The sequence below is a fragment of the Rickettsiales bacterium genome (assembly GCA_035765535.1).
In the GTDB taxonomy this organism is placed as follows: Bacteria; Pseudomonadota; Alphaproteobacteria; order Rickettsiales; family JABCZZ01; genus JABCZZ01.
Map to the genome: position 1 here is coordinate 313,023 of DASTXE010000001.1, position 18,954 is coordinate 331,976.

Here is an 18,954-nt window from a genome sequence, read left to right on the forward strand (position 1 = left end):
TGACGCATTGAAGCCGGAACTGAGCAAAAAGCATTACATTGTATATTTCATAGGAAATTAAAAACCTATAATGATGTCCCTATAATCCGCTTGGATAAGTTTCGAATACCTCACCCTTATGCCAGAGAGCCTCAGGCTCAAGTGGCTGCAGCGCAGTGGTTCTGTCGATATGAATAATAGCGTCGAACTGTTCAGGCAGTTTGGAGAAGAAATAGTGGCTCTGGCGCTCGTATTCGGGCAGGTACAGCACGCCAATCGCCCGCTGCAAACGGCTGATATCCAGGTGATGCATCAGATTGTCATTCTGGCGTAACATCAGCAGGAAATTCGCAATGCCGGTTTCATGAAACAGGGCCTCATAACTTTCCGGCATGGCGTGACGAACCGTTTTCTTCTCTGCGGTGCCATCCCACTGAGAGGCAGCAGTAACTGTGCCGTTGTAAGTAGAAAATCCTATCAGTACGGAATTGTTGCCATAGGCTTGCCGTACCAACTGGCCGATATTGAATTCACCCTGGCTTCCCATTTCGGTCGCCCGCGCATCGCCAACGTGCGAATTATGCGCCCATACCACCAGCTTGGCCACTTCGCCGCGCTGCTGGCTCAAATGGTCTGCAAGCGCATACAGTGTATCGGTCATATGCTTGTCGCGCATATTCCAGGAGAGCACGCGCCCTTTGAACATGGAGCGGTAATATTCTTCCGCGTCCGCCACCAGTTTGGCATTCTGTTCCGCATGAAAATATTCTTCGCCGGCAGCAAATCCATCTTTCTTCACATAGTCGAATTTGCGCTGCCGCAGCATCACCAGTTGCTTAACGACATCCTGTTCACATGTGCGCGGTAATCCCAAAGCCGCTTCATAGCCGTATTCCTGTGGATTATAAAGCTGGCGCTCAGTGAAGCAGCCGTAATAATGACGTGCGCGCAGTGCGGCGTCCGGATCGACATTATCCAGGTATTTCAACACTGCTTCAATCGAAGTACGCAGGCTATAAAGATCGAGTCCGTAAAACCCGATCTTATCCTGCGGCAAGGATTTTCCAGTATTATACTCCCGCATCCAGTTGATAAAATCGGCAATAACGTGGTTACGCCACATCCATGTCGGAAAGCGCAGGAATTCAGAAAGCGCGCTGTCGGCGTTATGAATGTGCTCATGTCCGCGCACATAGCGGTTGACCCGGTAAGAGTCCGGCCAGTCCGCTTCCACGGCGACGGCGCTGAAACCGTAATACCGGATCAATTGCTTGGTGATTTCCGCACGAATACGGTAGAACTCATCCGTACCGTGTGTTGCCTCGCCGATGAGAACGAATCTGGCATCGCCGATCATCTCCAGCAATTTTGTATAATCATGAGCATGTCCGGTAAGCTGGATCGCGTGATTACGGATTTCCTGAATCAGATGACTATGCGCCTTGATGTTCATCTATGTTCTTTCCTTTGATCTGTTTAAGCAGGGTTTTCACTTCTTCATCACTGGTCTGTGAAAAATCCTGATAAAAACGGCCTACGCCGTAAAATGGCTCTGGTATATCCAGCAGGATAACGTTGTCAGCCAGAATATTGAGTGCCTCAAACGCCTCTCGGGAACTGACAGGCGTAGCTACCACAATCTCTGCGGCTTCTTGCCTTCTCATTGCTTGCACGGCAGCGCGCATATTGGCACCTGTCGCTATGCCATCGTCAATCAGGATCACCGTTTTCCCCTTTACATCAGGTTCCGCCTGGCCGTTGCGATAGGCATTATTTCGCCGCGCGAGTTCAGTCCTTTCAGATTTGATCACTTGTTCAAGGTTTTTGGGAGAGATATGGAAACTCCGGATTATCTCTTCATTCAGTACGATAACAACCCCCATGGCAATAGCACCCATGGCGAGCTCTTCATTCTCCGGCACGCCAAGTTTGCGTACCAGCATCAGGTCTAGTGGGATATGCAGATGAATAGCAGCCTCATAGGCCACCGGAACGCCGCCGCGGGGCAATGCAAGAATGATTGTATCAGGCTTGTCTTTATAAGCATTCAGCGCTCTCGCCAGTTTCTGGCCCGCGTCTTTACGATCTGTAAAATACATAAATATTTCCCCGATGAGGCACCGGCGCAAGTGAAGCCTTGCGCCGGGATTAAGAAACGTTATGCAGCTTCCTTAACGTCTACTTTGCGTTCTTTGGCTTGAGCTCCAGCCTGTTTCGGCAGTGTGAGAGTCAACACGCCATTCTTGAAACTGGCTTCAGCTTTCTCAAAATTAGCAGTATCCGGCAGCGCTACTACACGCTGGAATGAACCATAAGAGCGTTCCTGGCGGTAATAACCTTCTTTCTCTTCTTTCTTTTCCTCTTTCTTTTCACCCTTAATGGTGACGTAGCCGTCAGCAGTCGTTACCTGGATTTCTTTTGCATTAAGTCCTGGAAGTTCGGCGGTGATTTTGAATTCTTTGTCGGTTTCGCTGACATCCACGGCCGGAGCAAGCGTAAGGGCAGGTGCTGTAGCGCGGCTCCAACTCGGGAAGGAAAGCTCGCCGAAGAATTCATTGAACAATTTGTTCACTTCATCCTGAAATGCAACGATAGGATTGCTGCCACGGTTGACGGCAACGGGAGTCCTGCCCAGATGCAATAATTCACGTACGGTCATAAAATTTCTCCTTTTTGAGGTTATCCGGCTGCATGTCTCACAGCGGTTATGTATGTCTAGCAGACTATTTCATTGCCTTGTTTGACCGGAGTCAAACTCAGCAGGAATGATGGAGTTCTGACTTTAACTGTTCCCGTAAACGAACCAGCAATCCATCAGCCAGATGAATGACATGCCCCAGTTGCTCTGCGATAAATTGAGGGGATTGTGCATCCCATTCCCAGGATTCATTCGGCGTATGTTTTACCCGCAGCTGCTTGTATAAATCATGCGTGGCATCCCACATCTGTGTGGCAAGCTCTGACGCAATCTGAATTTCGCATTTAATACTAAGTGAAAGGGACTGGTTACCGTTCCTGAAAGTCGTATTTATGCTAATAACGACATGTTGTGCAAAATAGCCGCGAAGCTGGCTTTTTCTCTCGCGTTCGTCATAACAGTTCATATCCTTGGCGAGCTGGGAAAACTTGGTGGCCAGAAATTCGGCGCCGTCGATGTATTTACAGGAGATCCGGGTGCGGACGAGATCATGCAGTCTAGAGGCAATGTCTACAATACTGCTTTGGAATGCATCATGTTTGCCATTCATACCAGAATATTCCTGATACTGGCGGAAAAGCTTGTCCTGAATACTGGCGATGGGTTTCGCTGTAAAGGCTGGCAGTGAGAACTGCGTAAGGAGGGGATAGCCAGTCATATCTTTATATTCATCCGACCATTCCTTAAGCTTCTCCTCCGCCTGTTGCCAAAAGGGCTGTGCGCTGGCTTCTATGACCCATTGCGTACAGTTATTCGCCAGTACATTCCAGAAGCTGGGAAAGTTTTTATTCTCGATATATTCCGCCAGTTCCCTTTCGGAAAGTATGGTTATTTCCATATAAGCGTCCTAATGGTGCTATCGCAATTGCTGCAGATGCTGTAAGAGCGTCTCTTCATCGCATTTGGTGTAATCTTTGGGCAATTCTGCAACGACAGATTTTAATACATCGTCCGTGAGGTGTTTTTTAATTCCGCCCAGTATTTCCCCCGGTGCAATCAGCACCAGCCGGTCAAAGCTCTTCTCTGATTTTGCAGCGGTGAGTTTGGAAGCAATAGTTTCCAGGAAATGTTGCCTGATCTCTTCATGGAGATCTATATGCGGTTCTGCCATATGATGCGCTGTTCCATGGCTTTCGAATACCCTTTCGAGACGGTCGTTGCCGGTTTCATATTCTGCCGCGGATGTTGCCTCAAGCTTCATACCGGCCACTGGAACCAGCACCTGTTCTCGTGATTCAGCGTAGTGTGAGTGCTTGGAGTTACCGCTGCAGGGAATACGCTTTTCCACCTGACTGTAAGTATATGTCTGAGCGGTTTTTCCATCTGCTACCAGAAACCAGGTAATGGGAAATGGATGGCTGTGCGTTGAGTGGTGAAGCATAAATCCTCCATAGGTTGTATGAAGAATATATACATGCAAGTAGGGGCGGGAGCTTTGATTGTAATCAAGCATCTATATGTCATTACTATAGTGATTATCGCTGATGCCAAAGGAATCCATTATATAATTTGTAGATTTCCTGAAATAAAATGGCGAAGTGGAAATCTAATGTAATGTAGTTTCATGAAATTATAGCAGTATCTTTCTTCTATATATTTATTTTAATTAATATTTTTAGCGGTATAATATTATGGAAATGGTTTGACTCCAACCTCGGGTTGTGATTTTATCCAAAATATATGCATATAATATAAGTCTTTATTTAACTTTTACTGGAGCAATGGTCACAATCCAGTAGATGCTGAAAGGGAATGTGACATGGCAGACGCTATTTTCCCGAGCTCTATAAAAAGCATACCACTGTTTGCGGGCCTTACTGAGCAGGAGCGCGATAATTTGCTCAGTGCCGGGCGTACTCACAATTACTCTAAAGGCGAGCATCTGTTCATGCATGGTGACCCGCTGAAGAACTTTTATATTATATGCAGCGGCACTGTACGCTTATACCGTTCAACAGCTGAAGGTAATGAAGTTACGACAGATATCGCCATCTCAGGCAAAACAATGTGCAAAACAGAAATCTTTCAAGCCGCGCGCAATCACACCGTCAATGCCTTAGCCGTGGATGAGGTTGTGGTGCTGGAGTTTCCTGTAAGCTGGCTGAGGGATGCCGTTAAAAATAATAACACGCTTGCGCTCAATGTGATTTCCGCCCTTTCGCGCTATGCCTTTATGGTCGAGGTAGAAGCGGAGCATCAGGCCACCATGTCTTCCACGCAACTCGTAGCGTGTTTCCTGCAGCGTTTATGCATTCTGCATGAGTTCAATCCGCAAGGCTTTGAACTGCCTTATAGTAAATCGCTCATCGCTTCACGCCTGGGCATGGAATTGGAAACATTCTCACGTACGCTGCCTAAACTGAAAGAGAACGGAATCAGGGTGGAAGGTACGCGTGTCAGTATCTATGATCTGGATGCTATCGATGCCTATGTATGCGGAAACTGCTCGATCATGGAAGATTGTCCCACGCATCAGACACTGGACAAAATGATGCATAAGAAAAAAGAAGGCCTGGCGTAATCCACATAATTTGCAATATGCTTATGATTATAAAAGAATATTTTATGGTTCAGTGCGTGCGGTATTGGCCTTAATAAAGGTTTAACAAATCTGCGCTATGCTAACCGCGATACAAACGCGGTAAAAAATGACTGATATATATAAAATATTAAATAAAGCTTTGGAGCAAACTTACAAAAAACTCCAAAGGACAGACTATCCTAATTCCAGGATACAGTGGCCCCAAGAAGGGCTTGAGTTGCGTCCAAGCCATCGTCCTGATTTGTCGGACTTGCAGATTGCGCTGCCAAAAACTGCAAAAGCTGTTTCTGCTGTATCGGATCTATACGGCACGACTACCCTGGCTCCCCAAATAGCAAAAGCGATTATAAAAGACCTCTCGAGCGAATCCGAGTTGGCAGGTATTGAATATGGTTTTGATGCGGGGGGACCTGCGCCAGACGATGAAAAGCGGGATCCGCGCGGGCAGTATCTAAATATCCGTTTTTCAGATGCGTTTCTTGTCAGGCAGATTCAGAATATTGCGGAGAGCGAGGCGCAAGATCCTACTGCCAAAAAACAAAAGATATTGATCGATTATGGCAGCCCGAATATCGGCAAGGCTATGCATGTGGGGCATATCCGGTCGGGTGTGATAGGACAATCCCTGCATAATCTGGCCGAAAAACTGGGCCATACGGTCATTGCGGACAGTCATGTAGGGGACTGGGGACAGCCGATGGGGATGATTATAGCGGAACTGAAAAGCAGGTTTCCGCACTGGTCTTGCTTTCAATCAGATTTCAACCCGCGAAGTGGATTTGAATTACCCATCAGCGAAAACGGTGGGGAGGGGGAACTAAGTATAAGCGAACTTAATGCCGTATACCCGACTGCTTCCCAAAAGGCTAAGGACGATGCGGATTTCCTGGAACTTGTCAGGCAGACAACGGCAGATCTGCAGTCGGGGCAATATCCGGGGTATACGGAATTGTGGCGCGCTTTCAGAGCGCAGTCATTGAAGCAGGTGAATGAGACATACGGAAAACTCGGGGTTTCATTCGACAGAGAAGAGGGAGAAAGCGCTTATCATGACGAAATAGGCGAAATGATCGAAGAACTGACTGCCAGAGGACTGGTCAGGAGGAATGAAGAAGATGAACTGGTCATGGATGTTGACAGAACAGCGCTCATAAAAGGATTGGAGGAGCGAGGCATCATTGTACGGTACGGTTCATCATTGTTTGTGAATAAGGATAAGGAACAACTGCTTACCGATATTGTCGGACGGGAATTTCTACAGTCCAAGGCGGATGGCACATTGCGAAGAAATCACAATGGGCAGTTAATAATTGCCGCCAGCCGGACGGAAATGATTGCTACGCTTAAGGAAGGCGGAATAGTGCATGCGGATGCGGATGGTCAACTGGTCGTTGATAAGGAGAAAAGCGACTACATTGCTGCTCTGCGCGAGCAGGGGCTGCTGACACGTCAAGGCGAAGATGTTGAAAGGAATAAAGAGGGCGAGCCGATTATCGACCCAAACAAAATCCAGGATATAGCGATCCGCCCCATTAAGCTGCAGACATCCGATGGAGCTTATACTTACGGCGCATCGGACCTGGCTGCTATCCGCAAAAGAGTCCGGGAAGACGGGCCCGATGCTATCTGGTATGTCGTGGATAAAAGACAAGGCCCGCATTTTGAGCAGGTGTTCAGGGCGGCTAAGATAGCTGGCTATTCGGGTGATACTCGGCTTGAGCATCTTGCATTCGGCACATATAACGGGCCGGATGGAAAACCGTTCAGGACTCGCGCGGGCGGTATCATGTCGCTCGAGCATATGCTTCAGGCTGCGGAAGATGAAGTAAAAAGGAATTGCAGTGTTGATAAGGATAATATTCCCGGACTGGCCGCTTCTTCGCTCATCTTTAACGACTTGATTAACAATCCGGAATCGGATGTCACTTTTCTCTCGGAGCAGTTGCTGGAATTTGGCGGGAAATCGGTTGCCTCTGTGGAATACGCTTATGGCCATTTGAGTTCGCTGCTGCAAAAACCACTGAATGATGCGTCCCCCGAAGGGATTTCTCTAGATGCTCCGACGAGGCAGCTTGCAATGCTGCTTACACAAAAAGAGCATATCATGGAACGCGCTTTTGAACTGCGCACGCCTAACCTTATGACGGAATATCTGTATGATGTATCGAGGGCTTTTGACAGAGTATATCGCGATCTTGATGCTGCAGAAGCAACCATCACCCCATTTATGGCGTCCCTGGCGAAAGCGACCCAAAGTACAATGGAGGAATACGCCAAGATTCTGGGTATTACACTGACAAGTGGAGTCCGGCGCAAAGCGGAGGAGCATACCAAAAATATTGAAGCTATTAATACTGCGCTTCTAGATAATGTTCCGCCACCGCCGCCGCGGCAATCTCAACCTGTGCCTTTGGCGGAAGGCGAGTTTGATGCTTTTAAACAAAAATGTGAGCGGTTTGCAGATCTCCTGGAGGCTAAAAGGCCGGAATTGCTGAAAGCACTGCAGATATATGAGCCCGCTTCAACGGCTGAAGATGAAATTGATCTGGCCTGCCGTTGCCTGCGCGATCTGGACCAGTACAGGGATAATTTTACGCATAAAGTTCCTAAAGTAGCCGCGCTTTTGCATGCGAACCTGCCGATCTATTATTATGTGGTATTAGGCGTGATTCCCTCGCTGATGGCGCAGGAAGTGCATGTCAGACCCAATCAGCATATGCAGGATAAAAAAGTGATCGATGCGCTGAAAGCAATACAGATCGATCCCGATGATTCCGGCAAGAATATATTCAATTATTTCGATAATATTATCACTCACGCTAAAATGGGGAGGGATCAGTTCTTCGCCACGCATCTTGCTAACTGCGATTACGGTATTGTGAACGGTTCTTATGAAGCCGGGCATGAATTAATGACTAAATATATGAAACCAGGGGCGGTTTTGGTTTCAGAAGGCAAGCATCACGATCCTTTTATTGTTACTTCAACGGCGGATATTCCTAAAGCGGTCGAGCGTGCGGTGCATCTTAAAGCATATAACGGCGGGCAGGAATGTGCCGCGCCGGATGCGATATTGGTGCATGAGAGTGTTGCAGAAGAGTTCACCCGTCAATTTAAGGAAGCCTATTTCGGTCTTAAAGTAGGAGGATCGTATACCGATCCTGAAGTAAGAATCGGGCCGCCGGCTGCAGGTGAAGCAGATTTAAAGCATGCGGCAGAATTTCTGAGCCGTTTCAGAGCCGCGCATCCTCATGTTCCTATTCAGGGCGGTCATATTGACTGGGAGAAGGGAGTCATCAATCCGGCGCTGATTGTCTCAAAGCTCGGGGACATGAGCGTACCCCCTAATTATGAGGAATTATTTAATCCCATCCAGTTTATTCATACTTATAAGAATACGGGCGAATTGAGGCGGTATTTTACCGATGAACGTTATGGTGTGAATAAAGGATATGTTTCCCTTTTCTGCAATGAAGACGCTCAGGACGATAAGATTCGCGATTGGATTCTAAAGCGCAATGACGATGTATTAGGCCTGACAGAGAATGAAAGAGCGAGTGGCTATCTTAGTGGAATTGATAAGTATGGCATAGGCCGTGTCATTGTAAATGGAAGTATTCATAACCTTCTGCAGGACGAGCCGCTTGCTCCCTTTGGCGGATACTCGGCAGCATCTTTTATCATGCGCAAAGTAGATTGGATGGATGATGGCAAAGATTTAAGGATAGAAAGTGCTTGCCTGCCTATTTCCCATTCTGAAATTATGCGTGATTATCTGATCCGGCAAAATCCCGTTACCCGGATTGGAAAAGTCCCTAAACTGCCAGAGATCAGCATTCCCGAATTGACAAATATCGATCCGCCGCATGGATTAATCGGTACAAATGCGGTGGAAGTGGCTGCCGCTTATCGCGACCCTCAGAGTTTAGATGTGAATGTCGCATATTTTCTTGACCAGCGCAGACAACCTGATCCGTCTGCGCGAGGTGAAGCGCGTGCCGGGGTGGAGCGGAGATTGGCACGGCATAATAACAGTATGGGTGACCTGACATTCGTGACAACGGATTATGTAAGAAGGGAGTTAATGAAGAGCCCCAGTTTTTATGAAGCTCCCGAGCAGCTGGTTAAAGCGGTGCTGGCACTACAAGTATCTGTAGGTATGACGACCGAAAACCATAGGATGGATGGCGATAGTATGGTTGCTGAGGAACTGCGTGTGATGGGAAAGCAGGCACTGGAACGATGGAAGCTCAATATTCTGCAGGAACTTCCTTATGGGGATTCGGGAGAAGCTCACCGCATAAAGGAGCTTGCCCAGAAAAGGCCGGAAGAAGTGGTTGCAATGGCAATGAAGGCAACGGGTGTCCAGGGAATACAAAGCGCACATGCTGATAATATTTCGGAGGAAACTGGGGAGAAAAAGCCGATACCTGAGCTGCGATTGGGAGGGGGGCAATATCATATGTCTGCGCTTGTGGAAGCGGACTATGAGGATCTTTTAAAGATGGCTCAGACACCGAATTTCTTATTTGCACCGCTCAATGGACGCAAGGCGCTCGAGGGGACGGGGAGAATGCCACTCGAAGACAGCGAGGGAAGTAAAGGCAGCGTACGGCGTTATATAGAAGAAGCGGCAGAAGGAAATAATTATATTTTTGCGATTCGTGATGCCAGCAACAAAGTGGTCGGTGCAATAGAATTAATAGGAATACAGCGTAAAGGAGAAGGGTACGAAGCAGAAATAGGTATATTTGTAGAACCCGCACACCAGAATCAGGTAAACTTAAATAGCGCCCTTACCCCTGTGCTGCAGTGGGCTAACGCTAATCTGGGTATCAACTCATTAAGGGTGACGACAGATCCGGATAATCGGAATGTCAGGAAACTGATCGATTCTATGCGCAAAACAGTCCAGATAGCGCAAATTCCGTCGCAGGAGACCTCTTATACAGACCTTAATGGGGAGGAGCGTCCCCGCGCAATGTATCTGATTCCTCCCGCCCAGTTGAGTGCCGTTATGGCCAGAGGCGGATTGGAGCAGGCAGGTGCATGGACAGCAGAAAGTCTGGCTTCACGGCAGGCTATCGGATTGGGCAAAGCAGGATAAATCCTCTTTATTGCTTGTTTAACCACGAATTAATAATTTCAAAAGACTGCTCAGCCGTAGGATGCAGTGTCAAATCATGCCCGGTGTCAGCAATCGTATCCACCTCAAGGCTGGCGGCGCTTGTGTAGTAGGGTTTTTCGTGTGCAAGCACGGCGTCCTTATGCGTGCAATCGATTCCGCTGCCTTGAAAACATCCCGTAGCATCAAGTTCTCCCACCACCAGCAAAACAGGCGCTTTAATGCTATTGGAAAGATTACTTCCGGCGGCGACAGTGCGGTCACCGAAGAAACCTCCGAAACCGGTTGCACTGACGAGGTCTTTATGGGCTTCATCAAACGCAATGACGCCAGGGTCGGCAGAGGCGGAATAAAAAGATGTTGCGCGCGTTCCTGGTTTGGTCGTCAGATAACCATTATCGAGTTCTTGCCCTGCAAACTGCGGATCTTGCGCGGCAGGATAGGTTGCATCAGCTACGACCGCGTTTCTTGGGGCATGCAGATATCCGGTCAATACAAGACATCCTACATCTTGATAAACAGCAGCTTCATGCATAGCAATTCCTGAGCCGTAGGAATGGCCGATAGAATTGATCCGTTTATATCCTTCATGATAAAAATGGCTAATCAGCTCATGCAGAATATAGGCATCTGCATCCATGGAAATGAGAGTGCTTGAGGGGTGGCTGCTTTTTCCACTTCCAAGGCGATCATAGATGAATACGGAGCGGTTTACCCTTAAAGTCTTTTCAACATATGAATAAAGTAGCGGAGTTTGCGGCCAGTTCCAATAGAGATGGCTATAGGTTGCCCCCGCCGTTAATATATCCAGTTGCCGTTCACGCAATTGCCATCCGCGGGGAATGCAATATACGCCATGGATTTTTTGAGTACGCGGCTGATCTGGATTTAAGGCAACCCGAAAAGTAAGTTCGGTGCACACGCCATGCCGCCACGGAACCGGTAAGGGAACGGCAGATTCAACCTGTAAAGCAGATACGGCGGAACTAACTCCAAGCATTAGCGCTAATGCCGCACATATTGCAAATGTGAAACGGTAGGAAATCATAATCACCTCCTGCAGGAGCTTATCCTATCCCTATTTTACAGGGTAATCATGATGACCTAAAATTGAGGCAGTTTTCTTTATTCTACATATAAGGGGAATATAAGCTAATTCACTATGTCGGAATTTACTGGCAACTCTGGGTTCATCGTGGCTAAATAAGCACGCGATAGTTGTTATGTAAATTCACCAAGGATAAAGGCATAATGCGATTGTCTCTTAAATCCCTGATAGTATTGATATTCGTAATCAACCTAACGGTGCTATCCGGTGTTTTGTTCTATTCTCATAAAATTATCAATGAGTCTTCGGATGCGGTAGAAATTATTTATGACCGGCCTTTGATGGCCAGTAACTTTGCCAGGGATACGCTGATACAGTTTCAGAAGTTAGCGGAATATCTCCGGACTGATAATCAGTGGGATGAAGAGTTCATTCAGAAACAATATGATGCTATAACCGACGATCTGAATGTAGTGTCGGAGCGGCTGGTATCGGAAAAGTCGCGTCCTTTTCTTAATAATATTCAGTACGACCTGAAGAAAATGCACTCTGCCATACAGGCAAGGAACGAAAAGGACATCGAAGTCTTAATGACAAAAATGTCGAATAATTTCGACCGCTTAATCGAAAGTGAGTTTTCGTCCGGTTTTGATTATGTGATAAGCGCCAAGCAGGATATTAACCAATCCAACAGATTGCTCACGATCAGCGAGGCGGTGGTGATTATTATTACGCTGGCCAGCGGATTATACCTGCTTCTTGCGGTTACTCGCCCCATTCGTAAATGCATAACGATTTCGCAAAATATCGCCCAAGGTAACTTCGATAATGAAATAGAAATGAAGGGTAATTCGGAGTTTGTTGCATTGTTCCAGGCTTTTCAGGCAATGCAGAAAGATCTGGTGCGTCATATTGAAGACCGCCAGCGGCCTATCATAGAGGATCTTGCCGTCGCTAAGGAAAAGGCCGAAGCAGCCAATAAGGCGAAGTCGGACTTTCTTGCCAATATGAGTCATGAAATACGCACGCCGATGAACGGTGTTCTGGGAATGACGGATCTGTTGCTGGATACACCGCTCACACCGGAGCAGCGCGGCTGGGCGGATGTGGTACGTAAATCCGGAGAGAGCCTGCTGGTGCTGATTAATGATATTCTCGATTTCTCTAAAATAGAGGCAGGGGAACTGACGCTGGAATCCGTCAGTTTCGATCTGCTCGCGCTTCTCGAAGAAATCACGGATCTTATGTATCTTGCAACTCAGGAAAAGCGTGTGGAGCTTCTGGTGCAGATAGAAGAAAACTTGCCCCGTATGGTAAAAGGCGACCCTGTAAGGCTGCGACAGGTGATTACCAATCTGACCAATAATGCGATCAAATTTACGGAACGTGGTCACGTGCTGATCCGTGTGCATCATGAAAAAGAGCAGGGGGATAAAGTACGCCTGTATTTTGAAATTGAAGATACCGGAATGGGGATTGCAGAAGAAAAACAGCTGCATATTTTTAGCCGGTTCTCTCAGGCTGAGGAGTCTACCACGCGCAGATTCGGCGGCACCGGTCTGGGACTGACCATCAGCAAGCGCCTGATAATGATGATGCATGGCGATATTGGAGTTTATAGCACACTCGGTTCGGGTTCGACCTTCTATTTCAATGTGCGTTGCTCGCTCGAGGCGCAGAATCATGTGCCTGTTTCCAGTGATTTGGGGGCTGCCGATCTCAAGGCAATGCGTGTGCTGGTGATAGATGATTACGCACTTAGCTGCGAAATACTTGCCCATTATCTTGCAAGTCTCGAAGTGCAATGCGACGTATGTAGCGGGCCTGAAGAGGCAAAAACGCTTCTAAGTGCAAAAGAGCCCTACGATGTGGTGTTTGCGGATTATCATCTGGCAGATAGCGGCAGCAACGGTCTTGAACTGATTGAACAGACGCTGGCGGATGAGGAAACGAAGAAGAATAGCTGCATCATTGTCGTCACTGCGTTAGGGCAGCCCAAGCCGTTTAAGGATATGGAAGCGCTTGGCGCGTGCGGCTTTCTGATAAAGCCTCTGTACCCTAATCATTTAAAGCTTGTGCTGCAGATGGTTTCTCGCAGTAAGAAGACAGGCGAAAAGCTTCCCTTCATTACCAAGCATGTGCTTGAGAATGCTTCCTTCCAGGAGGAAAAAGCAGGAGAGGGGGGAGCAGCAAGACAGGCGCTTAAGCTGCGCGCTTTGCTGGTAGAGGATATTAAAGTCAACCAGATGCTGATGTCCAAGATATTGGAAAAATACGGCTGCGCTGTGGAGATTGCCAATAACGGGGTAGAGGCTGTGGAGAAATATAAGACCGGCAGTTATGACATTATCTTTATGGATTGCCAGATGCCGGAAATGGATGGATTCGAAGCCTCGCAACATATCCGCGCATATGAGCTTGAATCAGGTAAAAAGAGAGTCTTCATCGTAGCCCTGACCGCAGACGCCATGATAGGAGACAGGGAGAAATGCCTGAATGCTGGCATGGACGACTATCTTAACAAACCGGTAAGAACCGCAGATATCCAGACAATGCTGGAGAAGGCTATCAACTCTTTATAACTTCAGCCAGCGGGCAACGGCCGCTACGGTCCAGCCTTGAATAAGCAGTGATGATACCACCACCACGAATGTGATATCGAAGTAAGTTCTTCCGCTATCAAGACCGGAAAGCGACGGTATCGTCGCGAGGAAAATAGGCACCGCCCCACGAAGGCCCACCCAAGAGACAAAATTCTTCTCTCGCCAGGTGAAATCGAAGGGGGAAAGACTGATCCAGCTGCCTGCCGGCCGTGCCAGAAAGAGCAATATGAAAGCTATTATCAGCGCGGGTACGATTTGGCTTATCAGCATACTCGGCGTCACCAGCAGGCCTATCATCGTGAATAGAATGATCTGGCAGAGCCATGCCAGCCCGTCATGAAAACGCGGTATTATCGTTTGATCGTGAATCTTGCCATTTCCTATAACAAGTCCGGCCAGATACACGGCAAGAAATCCGCTGCCATGTAATAACACCATTCCGCTGTAGAGAAAGAGTCCACCCGCGAGGGCCAGCACCGGAGTAAGTCCGAAGGCTTTAGGCAGTCGGTTCCCGATGTGAAGCAATAGTTTTCCACCGTAATAACCGGCAACGGCTCCGCTTCCCATCTGCCAGAAAAAGGAAGCCAGGCATTCCCACCATGTGGGGGCGGGGGTGTTTGACGATAATAACCCTACGAGTGTAAGCGTCAGAAAAACTGCCATAGGATCGTTAATCCCCGATTCCACTTCCAATGTGGAAAGCAGCTTTTTGCTCAGATTAACGCCGCTATTGGACAGAAGGATAAAAACGGCTGCCGCATCCGTGGAGGCGAGGATAGAACCCAGCAGCAGTCCCTGCGTCAGGGGAATATGTAAAAGCAGCATAGCCCCCAAACCTGTAATACCGGCAGTAACCAGCACACCTAAAGAAGCAAGGGCAAAGGAGGGTTTAATAACATGCCGAAAGTCATGGAACGTTGTATGCATGCCCCCGTCGAACAGGATAATGGCCAGGGAAAGCGAGCCGATCAGGTAGGCGACTTTCATATCGTTAAATACGATACCGCCAGGCCCTTCCTCACCAAAAAGCATTCCCACCGCAATAAACGCAAGCAGCAGTGGAGCACCGACACGCGATGAAAAAATCGCCGCGCTGATGCCCACAAGCAGAATCAGCGCCGTCAGGAATATAATATGATCCGCCCAAAACATTATTTACCTATTTGTTTCAGATTCTCTAATAGCAATTATAAAAAGAAATGCTTGTTTATAAAGCTTTTAGAGTGCCAGCAAGTTGCTTTTCCGAAAGCTGTTTACGTAACATAATAACACGATATTCAGTCATTTTTACCAAAAAGAGATAAGTTAAGCGTTTCTGTCTTACTGAATTTTAATTCACGCCTGAGTAGAGTGAAAATAGTTAATCACTAAGATGGAGAACGTTATGAATAAGACAGGTGCAAAAGGTGCTGCAAATCAGGCATCGGGTTCCATAAAACAGGCTGCCGGTAAGGGGCTGGAATCTTTAGGCAAGGCAACTGGAAGTGCAAAAATCGCCGCTAAAGGCGCAAAGCTAGACGTGAAAGGTGCCGCTCAGAAAACGGGCGGAAAGGTTCAGTCTGCCGTCGGTAATTTAAAAGATAAAATTAAAGGCGATTTCTAATCTGCCTGCCAACTATACAAAACAATAACAATAAGAGGTTCTTATGAAACGCTTTGCGATGGCTGTTGTCCTTTTCCTGCCGCTGCTTACCGCCGCCTGCAACACAATGGAAGGCGCAGGGAAAGATATCTCGAAAGGCGGCCAGAAATTAGAGGATTCAGCCCAGCAGAATAAACATTATTAATCCCAAATAAAAACAGGAGTGTGTCATGGACCTTTTATTAATAATTCTCATCCTCTTGCTCCTCGGTGGCGGAGGAGGTGGTTTCTATCTTGGCGGTCCCTATGTCGGGGGCGGATTCGGGCTGTTGATGCTGATCATCATCATCGTCGTCCTGACTCGCCGCGGACCACGAGTTTGATATTACCTTACTTAATGCCACAATAGGAGAAGCTTATGTTAGATTTTCTTGATAGCTTTGATGAAAAGCACGCCATTACCATCCTCAAAAAGGACCATGACACAGTAAAGGATTTGTTCGACAGATTTGAAGCGACAAAAGATTTTCAGGAAAGAAGAAGCATTATCGCGAAAGCGATTGAGGAGCTGAAAATCCATGCTGAGATCGAGGAAAAGCTCTTTTATCCGGCTGTGCGCCCCTATCTGGAGGCTGGTATTATGACCGAGGCCGATGAGGAACATCATGTGGCCAAGCTGCTCATTGCCGAACTTGAGCAAATGAAGGGTACGGAAGAACATTATGATGCTAAATTCATCGTGCTTTCAGAGAACATCCGGCACCATATCAAGGAAGAAGAAAGCGACATGCTTTCCAAAGCACACAAATTGGATATCGACTTTGACGCGCTGGGACTGCAGCTACTGGCCAGAAAGCAGGAATTGCAAACCATGGGCGTTCCCGTGTCGCTGGAAGAAAAACTGATCATTCAGAACAAAGGTCCTGCCGATTCTCCCGCAATGGCTGCAAAGGCGAAGTCAGCGGCTTAATAAGCAACGCATCTTTTGAGGTCCAATTGAGAAAAGCGCTTCTAGGAGGCGCTTTTCTTGTTTTCATCCGCCAAAAAATTCCTCAAGCCCAATAATGCCCAGGATTATCCACTTCAACCGCCAGACAAGCCATAAAAACACCGTCAACACACCTGCGCCAATAATTGCTATTTGCGTCGGTAAGAGTAAGCCGAAATTTAATCCCGCAAATAAAACAAAAAGAATAATCATCCAAAACATTGGTTTTTTCCTCTGTTATGCAAGGGCTGCAGTATCGCTTATGAGAATATATGACTAGCAGAGTATAATCTATTTAAATGGCGGAGAGGAGAGCAGCCAAGGGGGGTAGTTCCCTCCGTTTCAATGGGTGGCAATCAGTAAAGCAATTTTTTGATTTTTTAGAATTTTTCCCATTATTAATGGTTCGAGATGTTGCAAGCAGTATAAAAGAGTGGTAAGTTTTTTGGCAGCTAAGAAGGAGTGTAGCTATGCCAAAACTCGCAAAGGAATTGAGTGCCCTTGCAATCAAAAACATTAAACATTCCGGTAAAAATAACAACCCGGAAAGATATGCTGTCGGTAGCGTGCCAGGACTGTTACTGCAAGTTACCCCTAACAATGCCAAAAGCTGGTTACTAAGGACCACAATAGCGGGCAGGCGGCAATTCTTGGGATTTGGACCATACCCGGAAGTATCCCTAAAAGATGCAAGGGAAAGAGCAGCGGCGGAAAAGCAAAAGGTACGCACAGGCATTGATCCTGTAGTGGATCGTAAAGTCAAGAAAGCTGCTCTGAAAGCGGCATCTCTACGCGGCAAGACATTCCAGCAGGTGACCAGCGAATTTCTAGATACAAAGTTGACGGATAAAAGTCAAAAACATCGCGCTCAATGGCGAGCCACACTTGAAACTTATGCGTTGCCAGAAATGGGGAGCATTCTCGTTGATGATATAACCTCGTCCGACATTTTACGGGTTTTACAGCCGATATGGGAGAAAAAAACTGAAACGGCTTCCCGTCTTCGAGGGCGTATAGAGTCCGTTTTGAATTACGCTGCGGCGAAAGGATATCGTCAGAACAGTGATAATCCCGCAAGATGGAACGGGCACTTAAAAGAAATTTTGCCCGCTCCCGGCAAAATACAAAAAACAGTTCATCATCCCGCTGTCCAACTCAAAGACCTGCCTCAATGGTATACAACATTGCGGAAATCGCAAAGCATTGGTGCAATGGCTTTGGAGTTCCTCACGCTTACGGCCTGCCGTAGTGGTGAAGTACGTGGGGCAGTGTGGGACGAAATTAACATTGGAGATAAGATATGGGTTATTCCTGCTGACCGGATGAAGATGAGAAAAGAACATAGGGTTCCGCTGTGCAGCAGAGCGATCGAGATTTTAGAGCAAGTTCCACACTTTGAGGGCAGTACTCATATCTTTCCTGCAGTCAGAGGTGGCGCGCTGTCTGACATGACACTTTCCAAGCATATGCATGGTATGCATGAGCGCGAGATAAAAGCAGGTTGTCCGGGGTGGGTGGATGGCAAGTCAAAGCGTCCAGCAGTCGCTCATGGACTGCGCTCATCTTTCCGCGACTGGGCAGGTGAAAAAACGGATTATCCCCGTGAAATAATCGAATTGTGTTTGGCGCATGATATTATGGGCAGTGTGGAGCGTGCCTATATGCGAACGGATATTTTAGAAAAACGTCGGGAAATTATGAGCGCATGGGAAAAGTTCTTGAGAGGAAACTGAGTATGCACTGCTGTTCGTACGACACTACCTTTGGTGATGCCGTGTACCGGGCAGCGCAATACTTCTATCATAATGGATTAGGGCGAGGTGATCTACTGGCGCAAATGCTGATTGCAAGAGAAGAACTCATGGCCGATGAGAGAAAGGTGTTGGCGGATTTAGTGTCTGGTCTGCTTTATAATCCGGTAAATGGACGACCAAGAAAAGCAGAAAAACCAGAAACAATTGAAGAGGCTGTGCACGATGTGGCGCGATGGTTAAAGCCACGTGGTGGGAAAAGTGAGCGTAGTAATTTAGCGCGAGCGATAATGGAAGCGCCACTTGGTGCAGGTGAGATAACAATGCTTGCGGATTTAGTAGGTGGGTACCTGTACCCATACACTAAGGGACGGCGTATCGGGAAGTTTCTTACGCATACACAGAGATTGAAGCTCTTTAGGATGTATAGAAAACTGAAGAAACGGCGCGTATTGCATAAAGAAAACCTTCAAATACTAGTAAGCCAATTCAGAATTGGCAGGAAAACAGTTGAAGCATATATAACAAGTCAGAATCATCGCGCCACGGCTGTAAAAGATTCCAAGTATTTGTTATCATGGAATAAAAAACCCTAAACTTACTTAGGTCAGTGATTGAAACAACCTGTGTTAGGAACA

General features: G+C 47.3%; 16 protein-coding genes. 8 read left to right on the forward strand and 8 right to left on the reverse strand.

Going from position 1 to position 18,954, the window contains the following annotated elements:
* Window positions 1-79: 79 nt before the first annotated feature.
* From VFT64_01610 to VFT64_01630, 5 genes are all read right to left on the reverse strand, one after another.
* Window positions 80-1,432 carry an erythromycin esterase family protein gene (locus VFT64_01610; GenBank protein ID HEU5046519.1) on the reverse strand — a complete coding sequence of 451 codons (1,353 nt, stop codon included), beginning with the start codon at window positions 1,430-1,432 and terminating at the stop codon, window positions 80-82.
* The gene (locus VFT64_01615; GenBank protein ID HEU5046520.1) at window positions 1,413-2,078 is read right to left on the reverse strand and encodes a phosphoribosyltransferase; all 666 of its coding nucleotides are present in this window, start codon (window positions 2,076-2,078) and stop codon (window positions 1,413-1,415) included. Before VFT64_01615 ends, VFT64_01610 begins: the two co-directional genes overlap by 20 nt.
* Before the next feature lie 59 nt (window positions 2,079-2,137).
* Window positions 2,138-2,638, reverse strand: a complete 501-nt coding sequence (locus VFT64_01620; protein HEU5046521.1) for an Hsp20/alpha crystallin family protein — start codon at window positions 2,636-2,638, stop codon at window positions 2,138-2,140.
* Between the two features lie 97 nt (window positions 2,639-2,735).
* Window positions 2,736-3,515, reverse strand: coding sequence for a hypothetical protein (locus VFT64_01625; protein ID HEU5046522.1), 780 nt, complete (start codon window positions 3,513-3,515; stop codon window positions 2,736-2,738).
* Between the two features lie 18 nt (window positions 3,516-3,533).
* Entirely contained in the window at window positions 3,534-4,058 is a 525-nt protein-coding gene (locus VFT64_01630; protein ID HEU5046523.1) for a host attachment protein, read from the reverse strand.
* A gap of 378 nt (window positions 4,059-4,436) precedes the next feature.
* Here VFT64_01630 and VFT64_01635 point away from each other — a divergent pair, with 378 nt between their 5' ends.
* A complete protein-coding gene (locus VFT64_01635) occupies window positions 4,437-5,198 on the forward strand; it encodes a Crp/Fnr family transcriptional regulator (GenBank protein HEU5046524.1) in 762 nt (253 codons plus the stop codon).
* A gap of 238 nt (window positions 5,199-5,436) precedes the next feature.
* Entirely contained in the window at window positions 5,437-10,326 is a 4,890-nt protein-coding gene (gene argS, locus VFT64_01640; GenBank protein ID HEU5046525.1) for an arginine--tRNA ligase, read from the forward strand.
* A 7-nt stretch (window positions 10,327-10,333) separates the two neighbouring features.
* On the opposite strand, the gene VFT64_01645 is transcribed toward argS, so the two are convergent.
* Window positions 10,334-11,392 carry an alpha/beta fold hydrolase gene (locus tag VFT64_01645; GenBank protein ID HEU5046526.1) on the reverse strand — a complete coding sequence of 353 codons (1,059 nt, stop codon included), beginning with the start codon at window positions 11,390-11,392 and terminating at the stop codon, window positions 10,334-10,336.
* Window positions 11,393-11,595: 203 nt separating this feature from the next.
* Here VFT64_01645 and VFT64_01650 point away from each other — a divergent pair, with 203 nt between their 5' ends.
* Window positions 11,596-13,974 (forward strand): response regulator, encoded by a 2,379-nt coding sequence (locus VFT64_01650; GenBank protein ID HEU5046527.1) that lies wholly within the window; start codon window positions 11,596-11,598, stop codon window positions 13,972-13,974.
* Here the strand turns inward: VFT64_01650 and VFT64_01655 are convergent.
* A complete protein-coding gene (locus VFT64_01655) occupies window positions 13,969-15,147 on the reverse strand; it encodes a potassium/proton antiporter (GenBank protein HEU5046528.1) in 1,179 nt (392 codons plus the stop codon). The genes VFT64_01650 and VFT64_01655 overlap by 6 nt on opposite strands.
* Before the next feature lie 232 nt (window positions 15,148-15,379).
* On the opposite strand from VFT64_01655, the gene VFT64_01660 reads away from it, so the two are divergent.
* The 3 genes from VFT64_01660 (at window position 15,380) to VFT64_01670 (ending at window position 16,547) form a co-directional block, all read left to right on the forward strand.
* Window positions 15,380-15,598 (forward strand): hypothetical protein, encoded by a 219-nt coding sequence (locus VFT64_01660; protein HEU5046529.1) that lies wholly within the window; start codon window positions 15,380-15,382, stop codon window positions 15,596-15,598.
* 43 nt (window positions 15,599-15,641) lie between these two features.
* On the forward strand, window positions 15,642-15,782 hold the full coding sequence (locus VFT64_01665) for an entericidin A/B family lipoprotein (protein ID HEU5046530.1): 141 nt from the start codon (window positions 15,642-15,644) through the stop codon (window positions 15,780-15,782).
* Window positions 15,783-15,995: 213 nt separating this feature from the next.
* Window positions 15,996-16,547: a hemerythrin domain-containing protein gene (locus VFT64_01670; protein HEU5046531.1), complete on the forward strand. Its 552-nt coding sequence runs from the start codon at window positions 15,996-15,998 to the stop codon at window positions 16,545-16,547.
* 63 nt (window positions 16,548-16,610) lie between these two features.
* On the opposite strand, the gene VFT64_01675 is transcribed toward VFT64_01670, so the two are convergent.
* Window positions 16,611-16,787 carry a hypothetical protein gene (locus VFT64_01675; protein ID HEU5046532.1) on the reverse strand — a complete coding sequence of 59 codons (177 nt, stop codon included), beginning with the start codon at window positions 16,785-16,787 and terminating at the stop codon, window positions 16,611-16,613.
* A gap of 248 nt (window positions 16,788-17,035) precedes the next feature.
* Between VFT64_01675 and VFT64_01680 the strand changes: the two genes are divergently transcribed.
* Window positions 17,036-18,298, forward strand: coding sequence for an integrase arm-type DNA-binding domain-containing protein (locus VFT64_01680; GenBank protein HEU5046533.1), 1,263 nt, complete (start codon window positions 17,036-17,038; stop codon window positions 18,296-18,298).
* Complete coding sequence (locus tag VFT64_01685; protein ID HEU5046534.1) at window positions 18,271-18,912, forward strand: hypothetical protein; 642 nt, start codon at window positions 18,271-18,273, stop codon at window positions 18,910-18,912. The genes VFT64_01680 and VFT64_01685 overlap by 28 nt, the downstream gene beginning before the upstream one ends.
* Window positions 18,913-18,954 lie beyond the last annotated feature (42 nt).